This window comes from Rhodoferax ferrireducens T118, assembly GCF_000013605.1.
GTDB classification, from domain to species: domain Bacteria; phylum Pseudomonadota; class Gammaproteobacteria; order Burkholderiales; family Burkholderiaceae_C; genus Rhodoferax; species Rhodoferax ferrireducens.
Genome location: NC_007908.1, coordinates 3,569,302 through 3,586,852, shown reverse-complemented (window position 1 = coordinate 3,586,852; position 17,551 = coordinate 3,569,302). Strand labels below are relative to the sequence as shown.

General features: G+C 60.9%; 14 protein-coding genes. 7 read left to right on the top strand and 7 right to left on the bottom strand.

Features of this window, described 5'->3' with window-relative positions; all coding sequences use genetic code 11:
* The first annotated feature begins 215 nt into the window (after window positions 1–215).
* Window positions 216–2,735 carry an AAA family ATPase gene (locus RFER_RS16375; protein WP_011465507.1) on the top strand — a complete coding sequence of 840 codons (2,520 nt, stop codon included), beginning with the start codon at window positions 216–218 and terminating at the stop codon, window positions 2,733–2,735.
* Here RFER_RS16375 and recJ read toward each other — a convergent pair.
* Window positions 2,720–4,450 carry a single-stranded-DNA-specific exonuclease RecJ gene (gene recJ, locus RFER_RS16370; protein WP_011465506.1) on the bottom strand — a complete coding sequence of 577 codons (1,731 nt, stop codon included), beginning with the start codon at window positions 4,448–4,450 and terminating at the stop codon, window positions 2,720–2,722. The genes RFER_RS16375 and recJ overlap by 16 nt on opposite strands.
* Window positions 4,447–5,394: a hypothetical protein gene (locus tag RFER_RS16365; RefSeq protein ID WP_011465505.1), complete on the bottom strand. Its 948-nt coding sequence runs from the start codon at window positions 5,392–5,394 to the stop codon at window positions 4,447–4,449. The genes recJ and RFER_RS16365 overlap by 4 nt, the downstream gene beginning before the upstream one ends.
* A 74-nt stretch (window positions 5,395–5,468) precedes the next feature.
* On the opposite strand from RFER_RS16365, the gene RFER_RS16360 reads away from it, so the two are divergent.
* The 3 genes from RFER_RS16360 (at window position 5,469) to RFER_RS16350 (ending at window position 8,814) form a co-directional block, all read left to right on the top strand.
* On the top strand, window positions 5,469–6,725 hold the full coding sequence (locus RFER_RS16360) for a lipoprotein-releasing ABC transporter permease subunit (RefSeq protein ID WP_011465504.1): 1,257 nt from the start codon (window positions 5,469–5,471) through the stop codon (window positions 6,723–6,725).
* Between the two features lie 94 nt (window positions 6,726–6,819).
* Window positions 6,820–7,503: a lipoprotein-releasing ABC transporter ATP-binding protein LolD gene (gene lolD, locus RFER_RS16355; RefSeq protein WP_041792630.1), complete on the top strand. Its 684-nt coding sequence runs from the start codon at window positions 6,820–6,822 to the stop codon at window positions 7,501–7,503.
* A gap of 108 nt (window positions 7,504–7,611) precedes the next feature.
* A complete protein-coding gene (locus tag RFER_RS16350) occupies window positions 7,612–8,814 on the top strand; it encodes an ABC transporter substrate-binding protein (RefSeq protein WP_011465502.1) in 1,203 nt (400 codons plus the stop codon).
* Window positions 8,815–9,019: 205 nt separating this feature from the next.
* Here RFER_RS16350 and RFER_RS16345 read toward each other — a convergent pair whose 3' ends face one another.
* The gene (locus RFER_RS16345) at window positions 9,020–10,195 is read right to left on the bottom strand and encodes an NAD(P)/FAD-dependent oxidoreductase (RefSeq protein ID WP_011465501.1); all 1,176 of its coding nucleotides are present in this window, start codon (window positions 10,193–10,195) and stop codon (window positions 9,020–9,022) included.
* Between the two features lie 98 nt (window positions 10,196–10,293).
* Here RFER_RS16345 and RFER_RS16340 point away from each other — a divergent pair, with 98 nt between their 5' ends.
* From RFER_RS16340 to RFER_RS16330, 3 genes are read left to right on the top strand one after another with little or no spacing between them, the layout of a single operon-like run.
* Window positions 10,294–11,808 carry an L-piperidine-6-carboxylate dehydrogenase gene (locus tag RFER_RS16340; protein WP_011465500.1) on the top strand — a complete coding sequence of 505 codons (1,515 nt, stop codon included), beginning with the start codon at window positions 10,294–10,296 and terminating at the stop codon, window positions 11,806–11,808.
* Between the two features lie 46 nt (window positions 11,809–11,854).
* On the top strand, window positions 11,855–12,460 hold the full coding sequence (locus RFER_RS16335) for a helix-turn-helix domain-containing protein (protein ID WP_011465499.1): 606 nt from the start codon (window positions 11,855–11,857) through the stop codon (window positions 12,458–12,460).
* Between the two features lie 41 nt (window positions 12,461–12,501).
* Window positions 12,502–13,527: an ornithine cyclodeaminase gene (locus RFER_RS16330; protein WP_011465498.1), complete on the top strand. Its 1,026-nt coding sequence runs from the start codon at window positions 12,502–12,504 to the stop codon at window positions 13,525–13,527.
* On the opposite strand, the gene RFER_RS16325 is transcribed toward RFER_RS16330, so the two are convergent.
* From RFER_RS16325 to RFER_RS16310, 4 genes are read right to left on the bottom strand one after another with little or no spacing between them, the layout of a single operon-like run.
* Window positions 13,430–14,302 carry an ABC transporter permease gene (locus RFER_RS16325; RefSeq protein ID WP_011465497.1) on the bottom strand — a complete coding sequence of 291 codons (873 nt, stop codon included), beginning with the start codon at window positions 14,300–14,302 and terminating at the stop codon, window positions 13,430–13,432. The two genes, RFER_RS16330 and RFER_RS16325, sit on opposite strands and share 98 nt — an antisense overlap.
* On the bottom strand, window positions 14,299–15,186 hold the full coding sequence (locus tag RFER_RS16320; protein WP_011465496.1) for an ABC transporter permease: 888 nt from the start codon (window positions 15,184–15,186) through the stop codon (window positions 14,299–14,301). Before RFER_RS16320 ends, RFER_RS16325 begins: the two co-directional genes overlap by 4 nt.
* 17 nt (window positions 15,187–15,203) lie before the next feature.
* Window positions 15,204–16,358: an ABC transporter ATP-binding protein gene (locus tag RFER_RS16315; protein WP_011465495.1), complete on the bottom strand. Its 1,155-nt coding sequence runs from the start codon at window positions 16,356–16,358 to the stop codon at window positions 15,204–15,206.
* Window positions 16,359–16,370: 12 nt separating this feature from the next.
* Window positions 16,371–17,438 carry an extracellular solute-binding protein gene (locus RFER_RS16310; protein WP_011465494.1) on the bottom strand — a complete coding sequence of 356 codons (1,068 nt, stop codon included), beginning with the start codon at window positions 17,436–17,438 and terminating at the stop codon, window positions 16,371–16,373.
* Window positions 17,439–17,551 lie beyond the last annotated feature (113 nt).

Genomic DNA, 17,551 nt, shown 5'->3' with positions numbered 1-17,551 from the left:
AGCTTTGCAGTCTCCAGCAAAAACCGCACGCGGGTAGCGGCTCGGTGGGGCCAAGCCAGATGGAACTGGTCAACAAATGGGTGCAGCGGCGGTTACCATGCGATATATGGAAACTATGGGGCCGCTTGGCTTATCTCGAATTCAGGAAATACGGGGCCAGCTTTCGCGAGACTTGGAATACAAGCTCGATTAGACCGCTTTAAGCGCAAATATTCATGCCATCCAAGCGATACGAGGCCCTCACCGTTCAGGAACTACGCAAGCTCGCGCAAGGCGACATTTTTCGCCCGGCTGATATCGTTGCACAGCTCTACCTCGGACGGCGCTATGCCAAGGGGACGGGCGTTGACAAGGACGAGAAAGAAGCTGCCCATTGGTTTCGCCTGGCTGCTGACAAAGGCAATGCAGAGGCTCAGCGCAATCTTGCGTTTGCCATCTTTCACGGCAGAGGGGTTCCCAGGGACGACGCCGAAGGCATCCGCAGATTGCGTCTTGCCGCCGACGGGGCGGACGCGCCCGCGCAGCGCCAGTTGGGTTACCACTTTGCGATCGGCCATGGTGTCCCTGCGGACGAGAAGGAGGCGGTGCGCTGGTTCCGCTTAGCCGCCGATCAAAACGACGTCTTCGCGCAGTACAACCTGGCCTTTGCGCTGGCCAGCGGCCGAGGCGTGCCCACAGACCAGTCGCAGGCCGTCCACTGGTACCAATTGGCCGCAGAGCAGGGCATGCCCGAGGCCCAGTGTGCATTGGGACTGGCCTATGAGCACGGGCTCGGCGTTCCGGTGGACTATGAAAAAAGTGTCTACTGGAACCGGCTTGCGGCAGAACAAGCGCATGCCGAATCCTGCAGCAACCTGGGCTGGCTCTACGAGAACGGTCTGGGCGTGGCCCAGGACCTGGAGCAGGCGCGGCATTGGTACGAAGTAGCCGCGCGGCAGGAATTTGAAACGGCGAAACAGCGTTTGTTGAAATTGCGGGAACGAAGCGCAAACCTGCACACCGTTTTCAAACACTCTCTGCGCAATGATCAGTCCATCACCGAGTACCTCGAAACGGCATTCGCCGGCTTCGTCGGGCTTGACGTGGTCCGGGAGGAGGTCTTTCGTCAGGCCAGCTACATCCAGGTACAAAAGCTGCGCGCACAGCAGGGCCTGCGCGTGCCAACCGCGCCTTCGCGCCATCTGGTATTTATTGGCAATCCGGGCACCGGCAAGACAACCATTGCCAGGATCATCGCCGGCCTCTACCAGCGGCTGGGCATCCTGAAAACTGACAAGGTCGTCGAGACTGACCGTGCCGGACTGGTGGCCCCCTATATTGGCCAGACGGCGCTCAAGACGCGGGCCATCGTGGAGTCCGCGCTGGGCGGCGTTTTGTTTATTGACGAGGCCTACGCCCTGGCCAGATCCGGTGCACAGGACTTCGGCAGGGAAGCCGTCGAAACCCTGCTCAAGATGATGGAAGACCATCGCGATGAACTGGTGGTGATCGTTGCCGGCTATGTTGCCGACATGGACGACTTCATCAATTCCAATCCGGGGCTGGCCTCGCGCTTCAACCGCTACATCCGATTTCCAGACTACACCCCCGCTGAGTTGCTGGAGATCTTCCTGAAGTTTTGCAGCGCGCACTCTTATGAGCTGAGCGATTCGATTCATGCAGGTCTGCAGACGATCTTCAGCCGTGAAATTCATGTGCAGCGACAGCGCTTCAGCAATGCACGCTACGTGCGCAACCTGTTCGAGAGGGTGATCGAAGCGCAGGCGCAGCGTGTGTTTGCGCTGGAAAACGCGTCGAAGTCCGACTTGCAGACGATCCTGCCCGCGGACGTGGAAAAGGGGCTGGGGGAAGCTCTCCCGGCGGACCAGGGGCAGGGGCTGTCGGCCAATTACGAGGCTGCCCTGAAGCGGCTGAACGACCTGGCCGGGCTGGGCCGGGTCAAAAAGCAGGTGCAGCGTTTGTCCGACTTTGTGCGCATACAACACGCGCGCGCCGAAGCGGGCAGCAGGGTGGCGGCCGGGTTTTCACAGCATCTGGTGTTTACCGGCAATCCGGGAACGGGCAAAACGGTGGTCTCGCGCATCATTGCGGATATTTACTTCAGCCTCGGCATCACCTTGTCCAACCACATTGTCGAGGTGGATCGCGCCGGGCTGGTTGCGGGGTATGTCGGCCAGTCAGCGATCAAAACCCGGGAGGTGCTGGAGTCTGCCCTGGGTGGCATCCTGTTCATCGACGAAGCCTATGCGCTGGCGCAAGGCGACAACAACAACGATTTCGGCCGGGAAGTCATCGACACCCTGCTTAAAACCATGGAGGACTACCGGGATCAACTGGTGGTCATCGTGGCCGGTTACCCGGAACCCATGCGCAACTTCATCAACAGCAACCCGGGCCTGCGTTCGCGTTTTAACCATTACATTGAGTTTGACGACTACGGGCCTGACGATCTTCTTGCCATATTCGAGTCCTTCTGCCGCGAATCGGAATACGTGCTGGACGCTGCCGCCCGCGCTTTTCTACAAGAGAACCTGACGACACTGTTCAATGGCGGCCAGACGACCGACAACGGCCGCTTTGCGCGCAACGTCTTTCAGCGCTGCGTGGAGGTGCAGGCCAACCGGATTTTGCACACCGGGGAGCATGCGAGCAAGGACCTGAACACGCTGACAACATCCGATGTATCGGAAGCACTCAAAGAAGTCCTGACGGATATCCCTCAAAGCTCCGCCTGAGCCGCCTCCACCAAAAACCGCACCCGGCGAACGCCGTTCCAGGCATCGGCATCCAGCCGGAACGCGAGTTTGACGCGCGCGGGCAACGGCTCGGTGTGGCCAAACCAGATGCCGTCCACCGGCTGGCCCTGGTGCTTGAGCTTGAGTGCCAGGTGTTTTTCACCCACCAGACGCTGCGACAGCACTTCGACTTCTTCGCTGAAGGTGGGCGGCGCAAAACCCTGACCCCAGACTTCCTTGTGCAGCGCGTCCACCAGTTCGACCCGGCGGTACTCGGGTTTCAAGGGGCCGTCGGTATCGAGGCGGCGCATCAACGTGGCGGCATCGAGCCATTCCCGCGCGACCTGGCTCAGGCTCTGCTCGAAGGCATCGAAGTCCTCCACGGCAATGGTGCAACCGGCCGCCATGGCGTGGCCGCCAAAACGCAGCAGCACGCCGGGGTGGCGTTTGGCCACCAGGTCGAGTGCGTCACGCAGGTGAAAGCCGGGGATGGACCGGCCCGAGCCCTTGAGCTCATGCTCGCGCCCCGGCGCTTTGCTTTGCGCAAAAACAAAGGTCGGCCGGTGCAGCTTGTCCTTGATGCGCGAGGCCACGATGCCGACCACACCCTCGTGAAAGTCGGGGTCGAACACGCAGATGGCTGGCGGCGCCTCCTCGTTGTCGTCAAACAAGGATTCGGCCACGGCCAAAGCCTGTTCGCGCATGCTGCCTTCAATCTCGCGCCGCTCGCGGTTGATGCCGTCGAGTGCTTTCGCCAGCTCCAGGCCACGCGCTGCATCGTCAGTCAGCAGGCATTCAATGCCCAGGGTCATGTCGGACAAACGCCCGGCGGCGTTGATGCGCGGCCCCAAGGCAAAGCCAAAGTCAAACGTGGTGGCGACCTGGGCGTCGCGCCCAGCTGCTACAAAAAGACTAGCTAAACCGGTAGGAAGCATCAGGGCGCGAACCCGTTTTAAGCCTTGGGCCACGAGGCGGCGGTTGTTCGCGTCGAGCTTGACCACGTCGGCCACCGTGCCCAGCGCCACCAGCGGCAGCAAGGCATCGAGCTTCGGTTGCGTGGCCGCATGGAACACGCCACGCTGGCGCAGCTCGGCGCGCAGTGCCAGCAACACGTAAAACATCACGCCCACACCGGCGATCGACTTGCTGGCAAAGGTGCAGCCGGGCTGGTTCGGATTCACGATCACGTCCGCTTCGGGCAGCACGATCTGGCCGTCCCGGCTGGCGGGCAAGTGGTGATCCGTTACCAGCACCTGCAAGCCCAAGGCCCGTGCGGTGGCGACGCCCTCAAAACTGGCGATGCCGTTGTCCACCGTGATCAGCACGTCAGCGCCGCTGGCCTTGACGCGCTCTGAAATTGGTGAGGTCAGGCCGTAGCCATCGACCACGCGGTCGGGGACGATGTAGCTGACGTGTTTCGCCCCCAGCAGGCGCAAGCCGCGAATGCCCACCGCGCAGGCGGTGGCGCCGTCGCAGTCGTAGTCGGCCACGATGCAGAGTGTCTGGTCCGCCGCAATCGCGTCGGCCAGCAGCGTGGCCGCCGCGCTCAAGCCCAGCATCTCAGTGGGCGCAATCAGGCGCGTCAGGCCGTCGTCGAGCTCCTGCACGCTTTGTACGCCGCGTGCTGCATAAAGTTGGGCCAGCAGCGGGTGGATGCCGGCTTGTTCCAGCGCCCAGGCAGAACGGGGCGGAATCTCACGCACTAATATTTTCATAGCTTCTCAAGCAATAGGGACGGGGGCTGGGAGTCGAAAAGGCCCAAAAAATTTTTCAGGATCGAGGGTGGCCTGGCCACGAAGGTCTGGGCACTGCGTTCGCCGCAGAGGGTCAGCTCAGCGCTGCCGCCTTGATTCAGCGTGGCCAACAGCGCCGCGCACTCGGTCGCATCCAGTGCTTGCCAGGCCTGCGCCCAAGCGGGCCAGTTGTCACCTAACGCAGCTTCGCGCAAGCTGGTCACGAGCACGGGCTTCGGTGCAGTGCCAGCCTGGTGTGGCATTTCCGGTAAAGCGCCGGTGCCGCTGATCCAGAACGAGTTGACGATGGGCACGCCGCGCGCCGAGCGGTCGTCGTTGACCGGGTGGTGGTAGAGCAGCATCTGCATTTCGCTTTGCAGGCGCTGCAAGGGGATCGCGCTGCTTGCGGCGGGCAGCCAGTGCGCCACGTCGCGCCCGATCACACGGTCCAGCGAGGCCGTGGCCAGGTCATTGAACACAGCGCCGCGGGCCAGCCAACGCTCAGGCTTTTCGTAGTGCAGGCTGATGCCGTCTTCCGAGAAATAGGGCTGCATCGCCGCCAGCAGGGCTTGGGACTCCTGCGCCGCAAAGTCGGGCAGCGGCACGCCGCCCATGGCGACATGCTTGGATCCGGTTCGCCAATGGCAAGGGGTGATGAAAGCCCAGGCACTGCCGGCCCCGGGTGTGGCCAGGGTGGTTTGTGCCTGCAGCGCCGCCCAGGGAATCAAGCCATCCGCGACCGGCAGGTTCAGGGCGCGCGCCAAAGCGCGTTCGTGCGGTGGCGAGAGGCTGGACTCGTCGCCGCTGTCCATCGGCTGCGGTGTCAGGCGGCGCAGCAGTTTTTCAAGGTTCGGCAGTTTGAGTGGGGTCAGGGCCTGGCGGCAGCCTTCAGAGCTGCAAAACGCGAATGGAATCAGGAGGTGCATGGCTTGATTGTCCGGGAAATGGCGTGGCGGGGTGTCAATGCCACAATGGCCCCTGTTTTCAACTTTGGCGGTCCATGCAACTCCCTTATGAACTCATTCTTGGCTGGCGCTACACGCGCGCTGGCCGCGCGACCCGGCGCAACGGCTTTATTTCTTTCATCTCGGGTGTGTCGATGCTGGGCATTGCGCTTGGTGTGGCGGCACTGATCATCGTGTTGAGCGTCATGAACGGCTTTCAGAAAGAGGTGCGCGACCGTATGCTGAGTGTGGTCTCGCACATTGAGATTTTTGCCCCCAACGGTGCGGCCCTGCCCGACGCGGCACTCACACTCAGCCAGGTGCGGGCCCATCCCCAGGTGGTTGGTGCTGCACCTTTTATAGCTACTCAAGCCCTGCTGGCGAGGGGCGAGGACATGAAAGGCACGATGGTGCGGGGCATTGACCCAGCCCGCGAGCCCGAGGTGACGGACCTTGCCATTGATCTCAAAAATACCGGCCTGAGCCGCCTGATCCCCGGCGAGTTTGGTGTTGTGCTGGGCGGCGAGCTGGCGCGATCTTTGGGTGTGCGTCAGGGCGACAAGGTGACTTTGGTGGCGCCCAGTGGCCAGGTGACCCCCGCCGGTATCGTGCCGCGCCTCAAGCAGATGACGGTGGTGGGCACCTTTGACTCCGGACATTTTGAATACGACTCCGCGCTGGTGCTGATGCACATTGAAGATGCGGCGCGCATCTTCCGCTTGGAGGGCCCCACCGGCGTGCGGGTCAAGCTGCGCGATTTGCACCAGGCGCGCGAGGTGGCGGCTGACCTGGCCAAGACCTTGACGGGCGAGCTGTTGATCCGCGACTGGACGCGCCAGAACCGCACCTGGTTTGCCGCCGTGCAGATGGAAAAACGCATGATGTTCATCATCCTCACGCTGATCGTGGCGGTGGCCGCTTTCAACCTGGTCAGTACGCTGGTGATGACGGTCACCGACAAGCGCGCCGACATTGCCATCCTGCGCACGCTGGGCGCCAGCCCGCAGAGCATCATGGGGATTTTTGTGGTGCAGGGCGCGATGGTGGGCGTGATTGGCACCTTCGCCGGCCTGGCCCTGGGCCTGGGCGTGGCCTTCAATATCGATGTGATCGTGCCCGCGTTGGAGCGGCTGTTCCAGGCCAGTTTTTTGCCCAAAGACATCTATTTGATCAGCCGCATGCCGAGCGATCCGCAGCAGGCGGACATCGTGCCGATTGCCGTCATTTCCCTGGTGCTGGCTTTTCTGGCCACCCTCTACCCGAGCTGGCGCGCCAGCCGGGTGAACCCGGCGGAGGCACTGCGTTATGAATAACATGACCCCCACGCTTGCCGCTTCGCGTGCTGCGCTGCCCCCCGAGGGGGCTGCCATCGGTTTGGGGCGGCCCGGCACCGATGGCGATATTCCTATGGGCGATATTGTTTTGAGCGCCCGCGCCATCACCAAGCGTTTTACCGAAGGCCGGCTCGATGTGACGGTGCTGCAGGGCGTGGACCTGGACGTGCGGGCTGGTGAAACGCTGGCCATCGTGGGCGCCTCTGGTTCTGGCAAAAGCACGCTGCTGCACTTGATGGGCGGGCTCGATGCCCCCACCAGTGGTTCGGTGTTCTTGCACGGGCAGGACCTGGCGCACCAGAGCGCTGCCGCGCAGGGTCGCTTGCGCAACCAGTACCTCGGCTTTGTTTATCAGTTTCACCACCTGCTGCCCGAATTCAGCGCCTTGGACAACGTCGCCATGCCTTTATGGATTCGGCGTCTAGCCCCCGCAGAATCTACCCATACAGCTACTGAAATGCTAGCAAAAGTCGGCTTGCAGGAGCGCTTGGCGCATCGACCGTCAGAGCTCTCGGGCGGCGAGCGCCAGCGTGTGGCGATTGCGCGAGCCCTGGTGACCCGCCCAGCCTGCGTGCTGGCCGACGAGCCCACCGGCAACCTGGACCGCAGCACCGCCAACGGGGTGTTTGAGTTGATGCTGGAGCTGGCCCGTGTGCAAGGCACCGCCTTTGTGATGGTGACCCACGATGAATCATTGGCGGAGCGGTGCTCGCGCCGGATCAGGCTGGTTCAGGGACGACTGCTGGAAGCGTTCTAGGCCCTGGGGCTTGCGTCAGAAAAGCGAAAGCCTTCCAAGGGTTTTCATGGGGCGCCGGACGTTGCACCGTCGCGTATGCTGAAAGCTCAAACTTGGAGCGTCAGCACAATGAACAAGCAATGGCACAAAAAATGGATGGGCCTCATGGTCTTGTCTGGCGCTCTGGGCAGCGCGCTGGCCCAGCCGGCCAATCCCCTGCGCATCGGCTTGATTGGCCCGCTCACCGGGCCTTCGGCGGATTTTGGCGTGCCCATGATGAATGGCGCCAAGCTGGCATTGGATGAAATCAATGCCGCCGGTGGTTACCTGGGGCGGCCGCTGGAGCTGGTGATCAAGGATGACGCCGGCACGCCAGATGTCGGCTTGCAGCGATCCAGAGAGTTCCTTAAGGATCAGTTGATCGCCACCATCGGCTTTTGCAATACGGGCGTGGCCCTGAAGTCGCTGGAGGTGTTCCAGAGCGCCAAGATACCCTTGATCGTGCCCTGCGCCACCGGGACCCCCATCACCACCACATATCCGGCACCCGACAGCTATGTTTTCAGGACGTCGGCGCGCGACGCCATTCAGGCACCGTTCGTGGTCGACGATATCGTCGCACGTGGCTGGACCCGGGTGGCGGTGTTTGCCGACAACACCGGCTATGGCGAGGCGGGCTTGCAGGACGTGCTGAAGGCGCTGGCGGCCAAGAATCTCAAGCCGGTGCATGTGGCCCGGTTTGAGCTCGGCGTGAAAGACCTGCAAACCGAACTCAAGGCGGCGCAGGCGGCCGGTGCCGATGTGATTTTCAGCTACACGGTCGGGCAAGAGAATGCCGTGATTGCCCGCGGGCGCCAAGCCCTGGGCTGGAAGGTGCCCCAAGTCGGGGCCTGGCCCTTGTCGTTTCCATTTTTCATCGACGGCGCAAGGGAAGCCGCCGAAGGGGCGCTGATGGCGCAGACCTTTATTGCCGAGCCGAGCAACGAGCGGCGCAGTGCGTTTCTCAGCGCTTACGCGCGTAAATACAAGACGACCAAGATCACGGTGCCGATGGCGGCGGTGCAAGCCTATGACTCGGTCTATCTGCTCACCTACGCTATTTTGGCGATCCGCAATGGCGACCTCTCGGGCCCCTCGGTCAAAGCCGCGCTGGAGACCATGCCGCGCATCTACTACGGTGTTGCCGCCACCCACGAGCATCCGTTCAGCAAGGATGACAAGGACGCCATCAGTATCAATATGCTGGTGATGGGCATGGTGAAAAACGGCGCTGTGACCTTCGCCTATCCGCAGGACCGGACCCGCAACCTGATTGTGAAGCGCAAGCGTTGATCGGGTCGATCAGGCCATGCACAAGCGCCGGCTTGCCGCTGGCCAAGGCACGTTAGCCTGGGCTGATCGACCAGAATTTGGCCGCCTGTTTGACGGGTTGCCGTGGCGTTATGACCTTTAACGAAATGTTTCCAGTGGTGCGCCGACGAGCCGGTAGTGCTTTTGTCGCTTTCGCCGCTGGCGTGCGGGACGTAATGAATGAACATCACACCACATTAATTTCCAGCAAAGGTCTGTTTTCAAGTATTCGCTGCCAGCCAAAAGCCGAGAGATTGAGTGTTCGGTAGTCACCGTAGGTCACCAGTTCCGACAAGGCCCGACCCACGGCGGGGGATTGCTGCAGGCCGTGACCACTGAATCCGTTGGCAAACAAAAAATTGTCCACTTCAGGGTGTGCGCCCAAGATGAGGTTGTGATCAAGGGTGTTCATGTCGTAGTGCCCTGCCCACGCGTTTTTCACGCGCACGGCTTCAAAGCCTGGGACACGCGCCGCCAGCAGGGGCCAGAGCACTTCGTCAAACAGCGTGTGCTGCACCTCAAAGTCAAAACATTCGGGGTCTTGTTCTTGCGCGGGCGAAATGCCACATAGGTAGCCCTTGCCCTCCGGCCGGAAATACGCGCCGCTGGGGTCAATGACCATGGGGCAACGGGGGGTCTGGGCTGACGAGGTGAAGTGGAACACACAGCGCTTGCGCGACTCCACGGGCAGGGTAATGCCCGCACTTTGCGCCAGCGTGCGCGCACCAGTGCCGGCGGCGTTGATGAGCACCGAGCAGTTCACGGTGGAGCCGTCGGACAGGCTGACCGATTGAATCCGGCGACCTTGGCGCTTGACGCTGAGCACCTGCGCCTGGCGGTACTGCACGCCCAAAGATATTGCCTTGCGTCGAAAACCGTGCATCAGACTGTAGGCGTCGAGCCAGCCTTCACCGGACAAGCCCAGCGAACCCGCGCTCAAGTCATTCGTATTCATCCACGGGTAGCGTTCCCTCAAACGCGCGGGGCTCAGCAAGGTGACGTCGACGTTCAAATTGCGTTGTACGCGGTGGTTGGACTCCAGGATGGCGCGCCCTGCATCGCTAGCCAGAAACAGATAACCCTCTTCGTGAAACCCGACATCCGGGGCCTCGCCAGCTACCGACAAATGCTCGCCAATGTGCTGGATGAACTGCGTACCAAACTGCGACATCTCAATATTGCCCGGTGTCGAGAACTGGTGTCGTATCGACGCCGCCGAAAGCGTCGTGGCGCATTTTTCAAACGAGAAGTCTTTTTCCAGCACCAGCACCGACCCTTTGAAGTCGGCTTGGGAAGCCAAAAAGTACGCCGCCGAGCTGCCAACTGCAGCACCCCCCACGATGACGACGTCAACTTGTTTCATATAGAACAACAAAAGTATAAAAATATGGACAAATTCTATTATCAGTCAATATAATTTCCTTTGGGAAACATTTTTCTTTCAAATCGGGTAAAAAAACCATGTCCACGGCAAATGCACTTCTTCCGTCTCTCATGCAACGCTTGGGCGTTGCGTCCTCGGCTTATAGCGGGGGAACCCTGGTTGTTTGCTCGCCGATCGACGGCAGTGAACTGGGTCGCGTGCCCACACACGGCCAGCAGGAGGTGGCCGAGATCGTCCGTGCCGCGCATGAATCGTTTCTGACCTGGCGCAACACGCCTGCGCCGCGGCGTGGGGAACTCGTTCGCCTGCTTGGCGAAGAGTTGCGCCTGTCCAAAAACGATTTGGGTCAGCTGATATCGCTGGAGGCCGGAAAAGTCCTCTCTGAGGGCCTGGGCGAAGTGCAGGAAATGATTGATGTCTGTGATTTCGCCGTCGGGCTGTCCCGCCAGCTTTATGGTTTGACGATTGCTTCCGAGCGACCCGGACACCGCATGATGGAAACATGGCACCCGCTGGGCGTTGTGGGGGTGATCAGCGCGTTCAACTTTCCCGTGGCCGTCTGGTCCTGGAACGCCGCGCTGGCCCTGGTGTGTGGTGATTCGGTCGTGTGGAAGCCGTCCGAAAAAACACCGCTGGCTGCATTGGCCTGCCAGGCCCTGTTTGAGCGCGCCGCCAAACGATTTGGAGACGCTCCCGAAGGTCTGTCGCAACTGCTCATTGGCGCACGGGACGTGGGTGAGGCGCTGGTGAATCACGCCAGAGTGGCGCTGGTCTCGGCGACGGGCAGCACCCGCATGGGACGTGAAGTGGGCCCGAATGTGGCGCGGCGTTTTGGCCGCAGTCTGCTGGAATTGGGTGGCAACAACGCTGTGATCATCACCCCAAGCGCAGACCTTGACCTGGCTGTACGCGGCATCTTGTTTGCCGCCGTGGGCACGGCTGGGCAGCGCTGCACCACCACGCGACGGCTGATCGTGCACCACAGTGTGCGCCAAGCCTTGACTGAACGTCTCAAAAAAGCTTATCAGGCCTTGCCGATTGGCAACCCCCTCACCCCGGGAACTTTGGTCGGACCGCTGATCGACAAGGCATCTTTTGACGCCATGCAACAAGCATTGGTGAAAGCTCAAGAGGAAGGTGGCGTGGTGTTTGGTGGGGAGCGTGTACTGCATGAGCAGTTCCCCAAGGCCTACTACGTCAAGCCCGCCATTGTCGAGATGCCGGCGCAAACCGAAACCGTGCGCCATGAGACTTTTGCCCCCATCTTGTATGTGCTGGCTTACGAACATTTTGAAGATGCCGTGGCCCTGCAAAACGATGTGCCGCAAGGCTTGTCGTCCGCCATCTTCAGCAATGACTTGCGTGAGGCCGAAACCTTCCTTGGCAGCGCCGGTTCTGACTGCGGTATTGCCAATGTCAACATTGGCACTTCCGGGGCGGAAATAGGCGGCGCCTTTGGCGGCGAAAAAGAAACCGGCGGTGGCCGGGAGTCGGGCTCCGATGCCTGGCGTGCCTACATGCGCCGTGCGACCAACACGATCAATTATTCAAAAGAACTCCCGCTCGCGCAGGGTGTTCGCTTTGACGTGTAGGTCTGCGGCGGACGCGCTTTTGCTTGTCGACAAAACAACATCTTCTATGAATGATCAATCCGAACCGAGTAGCAGTGAGGCTTTGCTGGGGCAACGCATACGGGCCCAGCGCAGCCAGCTTGGCTGGACCTTGGAGCAGACCAGTCAGGCGACCGGTCTGGCGCGATCCACGCTGTCCAAAATTGAGAACGGCCTGATGTCGCCCACCTATGACGCGTTGATCAAATTGGCCACGGGTTTACAAATCGACATCAGCGAGTTGTTTGAGCCGAACAAAAATATTTCAGGCAGTGGACGACGCAGCATCACGCGCAAGGGCTCCGGCCAGAGTCACCACACGCCTTACTACGACCACACCCTGCTGTGCAATGACATGTCGAACAAAGACATGATTCCATTCAAGACCCGAATCCTGGCACGCTCGTTTGACGATTTTGAAGACTGGAGCCGTCATACGGGGGAAGAGTTTGTTTATGTGCTGGCCGGTGACGTGGAACTTTTCACCGAGTTTTACGAGCCCGTGTATCTGGGGCCGGGCGACTCCTGGTACATCGACAGCCGCATGGGGCACCGCGTGATCAGCGTCAGTGCAGAGGATGCAGAAGTCTTGTGGGTCAGCACCACCCACCCACGCACGACGAAAAAAATATGACTTTGACGGCACAGAGGTCTTCTTCACATCACACGCCCATCATGCAGTTCATCCCCAAAGACGAAGTGGCTCGCCTGACGCCCTACGGCGCGCTGATCCAATCTCTCGCCAAGGGCTTGCGCGAGCCTATTGAGTCGCCGCCGCGCAGCCATTTCAATCCCAACCACGATGCCAGCACGGTTCTGATCATGCCCGCTTGGAGACCCAATCGCATGATGGGCACCAAGATCGTCTCCATCTGGCCTGAAAACAATGCCAGGGGCAAGCCCGCCGTATCTGCCGTTTATGTGCTGACCTCGTGTGAAGACGGCACAACGCTGGCTGTCATCGATGGCACCGAATTGACGCTGCGCCGCACCGCAGCGGCTGCCGCACTGGCGGCCCGGCTCCTGGCTCGACCCGGCAGTACAAGACTCGCGGTGCTGGGCACTGGTGCACTTTCGGCGCACATGGCGATGGCGCATCACAGCGTGTTTAAGTTGTCTGAAACCGTCATATGGGGGCGCCAACTCGACAAGGCCCAGGCCGTTGTCGATGAACTGGCCAAGGTGGGTATTGCGGCACGCGCGACGACAAATCTGGAAAGCACGCTGGCCGCCATCGACATCGTGGCTGCGGTCACGACGGCGACCGCACCGTTCATTCGAAGCGAGTGGGTCAAACCTGGCACACACTTGGGTTTGATCGGCGCATTCACCGCCAACATGGCCGAAGCAGAACCTCAACTCCTGCCCGGCGTCAGGCTCTTTGTCGACACCCGTGAAGGCGTACTGCAAAAAGGCGGTGAGGTCTGGCAGGCCTTGCGTGCTGGCTTGATTTCCGAGGCAGACGTGCGCGGGGAACTGACTGAGCTGCTGGCTTCTTCACCCCACATGACGGGACGCAGCTCAGAGCAAGATATCACGGTCTATAAGTCCGTGGGTTTTGCCGCACTCGACTTGATCGCGGCAGAGCATGTGCTGCAGGGTTTCACACCGCTGCCGGCCCCTGCGCTGATGGCTTACCCCGCAACAACGTCAGTGCCAACAGGGCAGAAGCCACCATCAAAAACAGACTCACCGCGTTGAGCACCGGGGTCGCACCTTCGCGCATGCGTCCATACATCATCACGGTCAAGGGCGCGTCCGACCCCACCAGCATGAGCGTGGTGTTGAAGTTCTCGAACGACATCAAAAATGAAATAGCGGCCGCGCCAATCAGCGCGGGTTGCAGATAGGGCAGGGTGATGGTGGTAAACACCGCTGCGCGTGAGGCGCCCAGGTTGTAGGCGGCCTCTTCCAGCGTGACATCAAAGCGCTTGAGCCGCGCCGTGATGGTCAGCGTGGCAATGGACACGATGTACGAGAACTGCCCCAACACCACCAGTGGCAGGCCGGGGCGCAAAAAATTCAGCTCCAGCGCCCACAGGTCATCGGCCAGATTGGCAATGCGGCTGGCAAAAGCCAGGATCGAGATGCCCAGAATCACGCCCGGAATCACCAGCGGCGCCAGCATCAACAATGACAAAGCCTGTTTGCCCCGAAACTGCGTGCGCTCAATCAGAAACGCGTTGGCCGTGCCGACCAAGACCGAGAGCACGGTCACCCAGCACGCCACCACCACACTGGTCCACAGGCTGCCCAGCATGGCGCTGTCGGCAAACAAGCCGCGGCGCGCCGTATCGGCACCACCCAAAAACCAGTCCAGCGTGAAGCCGCGCCACGGCGGCGCCGGGTAGGCTGCGTCGTTGAAGGCGAATACCGCCACGACCACCAGCGGCAGAAACAAAAAGGCAAAAAACAGCAGTCCGTAGACCACGGTGCTGGCGCGCAACCAAAGCGGGCGGGGCAGGGAGGCGATCATGATCGTTGCATCACTTCGCCAAATTTCTGACCGCTTAAGCGCAAGCCGGCCCACACGATGGCCGTCGATAAACCCAGCAGCAAAAAGCCAAAGGCGGCCCCCTGCTCCCAGTTGAAACGGGTGATGAACTGGGTGTAGATCTGCTCGGTGAACCACTGCGAGTTTTTGCCACCCAGCAGCGTGGGTGTCAGGTAGTTGCCCAAGGTCAGCATGAACACCACAATGCAGCCCGCCACAATACCGGGCGCGGCGTGCGGAATCACAATCTGGCGCAGGATCGACCAGCCGTTGCCACCCAGGTCGTAGGCGGCTTCAATCAGTGAGTCGTCCAGGCTCTCGAGCGCGCTGATGAGTGGAATCACCATGAACAGCATGGAGGTGTAGACCAGTCCGACCAAAATGGTGGCGTCGTGGTAGAGCATCTCGATCGGCGCGGGGCTCAAGCCCAGCCACACCAGCAACTGCGGCAGCACGCCGGACTCGCGCAGCAAAATCATCCAGCCCAAGGTGCGCACCGTTTCGCTGACCCAAAACGGGATCAGGCACAGCACAAACAGCATCGACTTGTTGCGACCGCGCGCCAGCTTGGCAATGGTCCAGGCAATCGGGAACGCCATGACCAAAGTGACAGCCGTCGCCAAAATGGACATCAGCGCGGTGCGCACAAAGGTGTGCCAGTAGAGCGGCTCTTCAATGAAGGTGCGGTACTGCGCCAGGCTGGCCTCGTAGACGCGCGGCGCGACCCGTGCGCGCAGCGACAAGATACCCAGCTCGACGTGGGGCAACACAATCAGCCCCAGCAGCCACAACAGCGCCGGCGCCAGCAGCAGCATGAGCATCAGCCGTGCATACGGCATGGCGCTGCGGGTAGATTCAGTTGGCATGGACGCTCACCGCTGGCCTACGCCGATCTTTCGGCCTGGCTTGGGGCAAAGCACACGGCCCGTTGCGGGTCAAAGCCGAAGTGCACGCGCTCACCCACCGCCAGGTCGGCGAACTGACCAGTCTGGGGCAAGGCGATACGAAATTCAGTGTGCGAGTTCTCTTCATGCAGCAGCACCGCCGAGTTGGCACCGTCAAACAGCAGGCTGGCTACGCGGGCGCTGAAAAAAGGCAAGCCGGCATCGGCCAGCGTGACGCTCTGGCGCGCCAGACGGGCCACTTCGGGGCGCACAAAGGCTTCAACCGCATCACCCAGCTGGACCTGGCCCATGGCCCGTGCGGGAACCACCATGCCATCGGCGCTGGTGACGGTCACCAGGTTGCCGTTCACGTCCGATGCACGGCCTGCAATGCGGTTGTTGGCACCCACAAAGCCCGCCACAAACGGCGTCTGCGGTTCGTAGTAAAGCTGCTGCGGCGTGCCCACCTGCTCAAAGCGCCCATGGTTCATGACCGCCACATGGTCTGACAGCACCAGCGCTTCCGACTGGTCGTGTGTGATGTACACAAAGGTGGTGCCAAAGGCGGCTTGCAACTGCTTGAGCTCAATCTTCATGTGCTCGCGCAGTTTCAAGTCCAGCGCACCCAGGGGTTCGTCCAGCAGCAAGAGCGTGGGCTCCAGCACCAGACTGCGGGCAATCGCCACACGCTGCTTTTGCCCGCCAGACAACTGATCGACGCGCTTGTCTTGCGCACCGGGCAGGCTGACGCGCTCCAGCATGTCACCCACACGGCGCTTGATTTCGTCCTTGGCCACGCCGCGGCGTGCCAGGCCGTAGCCCACGTTGTCGCCCACGTTCATCATCGGGAACAGCGCCAGGTGCTGAAACACCATGTTGACCGGGCGCCGATTGGGCGGTACGCCGTTCATGGCCTGGCCGCCAATCTGAATAGCACCGGAGTCGGGGCTCAAAAAGCCCGCAATCATGCGCAACAGCGTGGTTTTGCCGCAGCCCGAAGGCCCCAGGATAGAGAAGAAGCTGCCGCGCGCCACTTCGAGAGACAAATCATCCACGGCATGGAACGCGCCGTAGTGCTTGGTCACATGGGTGGCCTGCAGGTCAGGCTGCGCCGCACCAGAAGCGGTGGGCGCAGCAGATACGTCAGAACTCAATGCAAGCCAAGCTCAATTGGCCGCTTTGATGCGGTCCAGCACCCGGCCTTCAATCTCTTCAATGCCAGCGGGCACCGCCGGGTACCACTTGACATTTTTCAACGCTGCTTCAGGGAAGCTGGCGGCAAACTGGGCTTTCAGCTTGGCGTCCATCAGTTGATCCGCGCCCTGGGAAGCGGTGAAATTACCCGCCGACTTGGCCACCCGTGCCGCAATCTCGGGGCGCAGGTTGAAGTTGATCCAGGCGTAAGCGGCGGCGTCGTTCTTGCCTTTGGCCGGAATGGCAAAGGTGTCGATCCAGCCGAGGGCGCCGGACTTGGGCGCGATGAACTGGATTTCAGCCTTCTCGCCATTGAGCTTCCAGCCGCCCGTGTCCCACATCATGGCGCCGACGATTTCACCCGTGCGCATGCCGTTGAGCAACTGGTCTTTGTTGTCCCAGAAGAATTTCAGGTTGCCTTTGCAGGCGATCATGGTTTTGCCCACGTCGTCCATCAGCGCGCCGTAGGCTTTGGGGTTGCTGTAGAGCGCAAACGGGTCTTTGCCAGAGGCAAAAGCAAACGCCAGCAGGGTCGGGCGTTTCAGGCGCACGGCAGTTTTGCCTTTGACATCGCCGCGGCACAAATCCGGATAGTCGGCCATCTTGGTGAGACTGGTGTTGACCACCAGGCCGTCGGTGCCCCAGATATGCGGCAGACCATAGACCTTGCCGCCCAGCGTGGTGTTCTTCTTGGTCGCTTCCAGCATGGACGGGATGAACAGCTCGGCTTTGAGCTTGCTCAGGTCCATCGACTTGTAAATGCCAAATTCCTGTTGCGGCCCGGTGATGCGGTCCTGCGACGGCTGCGCCAGATCAAAGCCCGCACCGCCGGTGGCGCGCAGCTTGGAGATCATTTCTTCGTTGTTGGACAGGGTCAATTCGACCTTGTAGCCACTTTCTTTCTCAAACTGTGCCACCACGTCGGCTGGCGCGTAGTCAGCCCAGGTTAGCAAGCGCAGGGTTTTTTCCTGGGCCAGGGCCGTTGTGCCCAGGCCGAGCGCGAGGGCGCTGGTGGCGAGAAAAGCGTGGATAACTTTCATAGGGGTTTCCTTCCTAATTAAGGGATGACAACATTCAATTTGGACGATGACGCCCAAAAGTCTACCGAGCATACGGCGGCTAAATGACATTTTGGTGTCGGTGTCGTGACGAA

What these genes read in the sequence shown, in the direction of transcription:
- RFER_RS16375 (WP_011465507.1), top strand. Translation starts at nt 216, where the DNA reads ATGCCATCCAAGCGATACGAGGCCCTCACCGTTCAGGAACTACGCAAG.
- recJ (WP_011465506.1), bottom strand. Translation starts at nt 4,450, where the DNA reads ATGAAAATATTAGTGCGTGAGATTCCGCCCCGTTCTGCCTGGGCGCTG.
- RFER_RS16365 (WP_011465505.1), bottom strand. Translation starts at nt 5,394, where the DNA reads ATGCACCTCCTGATTCCATTCGCGTTTTGCAGCTCTGAAGGCTGCCGC.
- RFER_RS16360 (WP_011465504.1), top strand. Translation starts at nt 5,469, where the DNA reads ATGCAACTCCCTTATGAACTCATTCTTGGCTGGCGCTACACGCGCGCT.
- lolD (WP_041792630.1), top strand. Translation starts at nt 6,820, where the DNA reads ATGGGCGATATTGTTTTGAGCGCCCGCGCCATCACCAAGCGTTTTACC.
- RFER_RS16350 (WP_011465502.1), top strand. Translation starts at nt 7,612, where the DNA reads ATGAACAAGCAATGGCACAAAAAATGGATGGGCCTCATGGTCTTGTCT.
- RFER_RS16345 (WP_011465501.1), bottom strand. Translation starts at nt 10,195, where the DNA reads ATGAAACAAGTTGACGTCGTCATCGTGGGGGGTGCTGCAGTTGGCAGC.
- RFER_RS16340 (WP_011465500.1), top strand. Translation starts at nt 10,294, where the DNA reads ATGTCCACGGCAAATGCACTTCTTCCGTCTCTCATGCAACGCTTGGGC.
- RFER_RS16335 (WP_011465499.1), top strand. Translation starts at nt 11,855, where the DNA reads ATGAATGATCAATCCGAACCGAGTAGCAGTGAGGCTTTGCTGGGGCAA.
- RFER_RS16330 (WP_011465498.1), top strand. Translation starts at nt 12,502, where the DNA reads ATGCAGTTCATCCCCAAAGACGAAGTGGCTCGCCTGACGCCCTACGGC.
- RFER_RS16325 (WP_011465497.1), bottom strand. Translation starts at nt 14,302, where the DNA reads ATGATCGCCTCCCTGCCCCGCCCGCTTTGGTTGCGCGCCAGCACCGTG.
- RFER_RS16320 (WP_011465496.1), bottom strand. Translation starts at nt 15,186, where the DNA reads ATGCCAACTGAATCTACCCGCAGCGCCATGCCGTATGCACGGCTGATG.
- RFER_RS16310 (WP_011465494.1), bottom strand. Translation starts at nt 17,438, where the DNA reads ATGAAAGTTATCCACGCTTTTCTCGCCACCAGCGCCCTCGCGCTCGGC.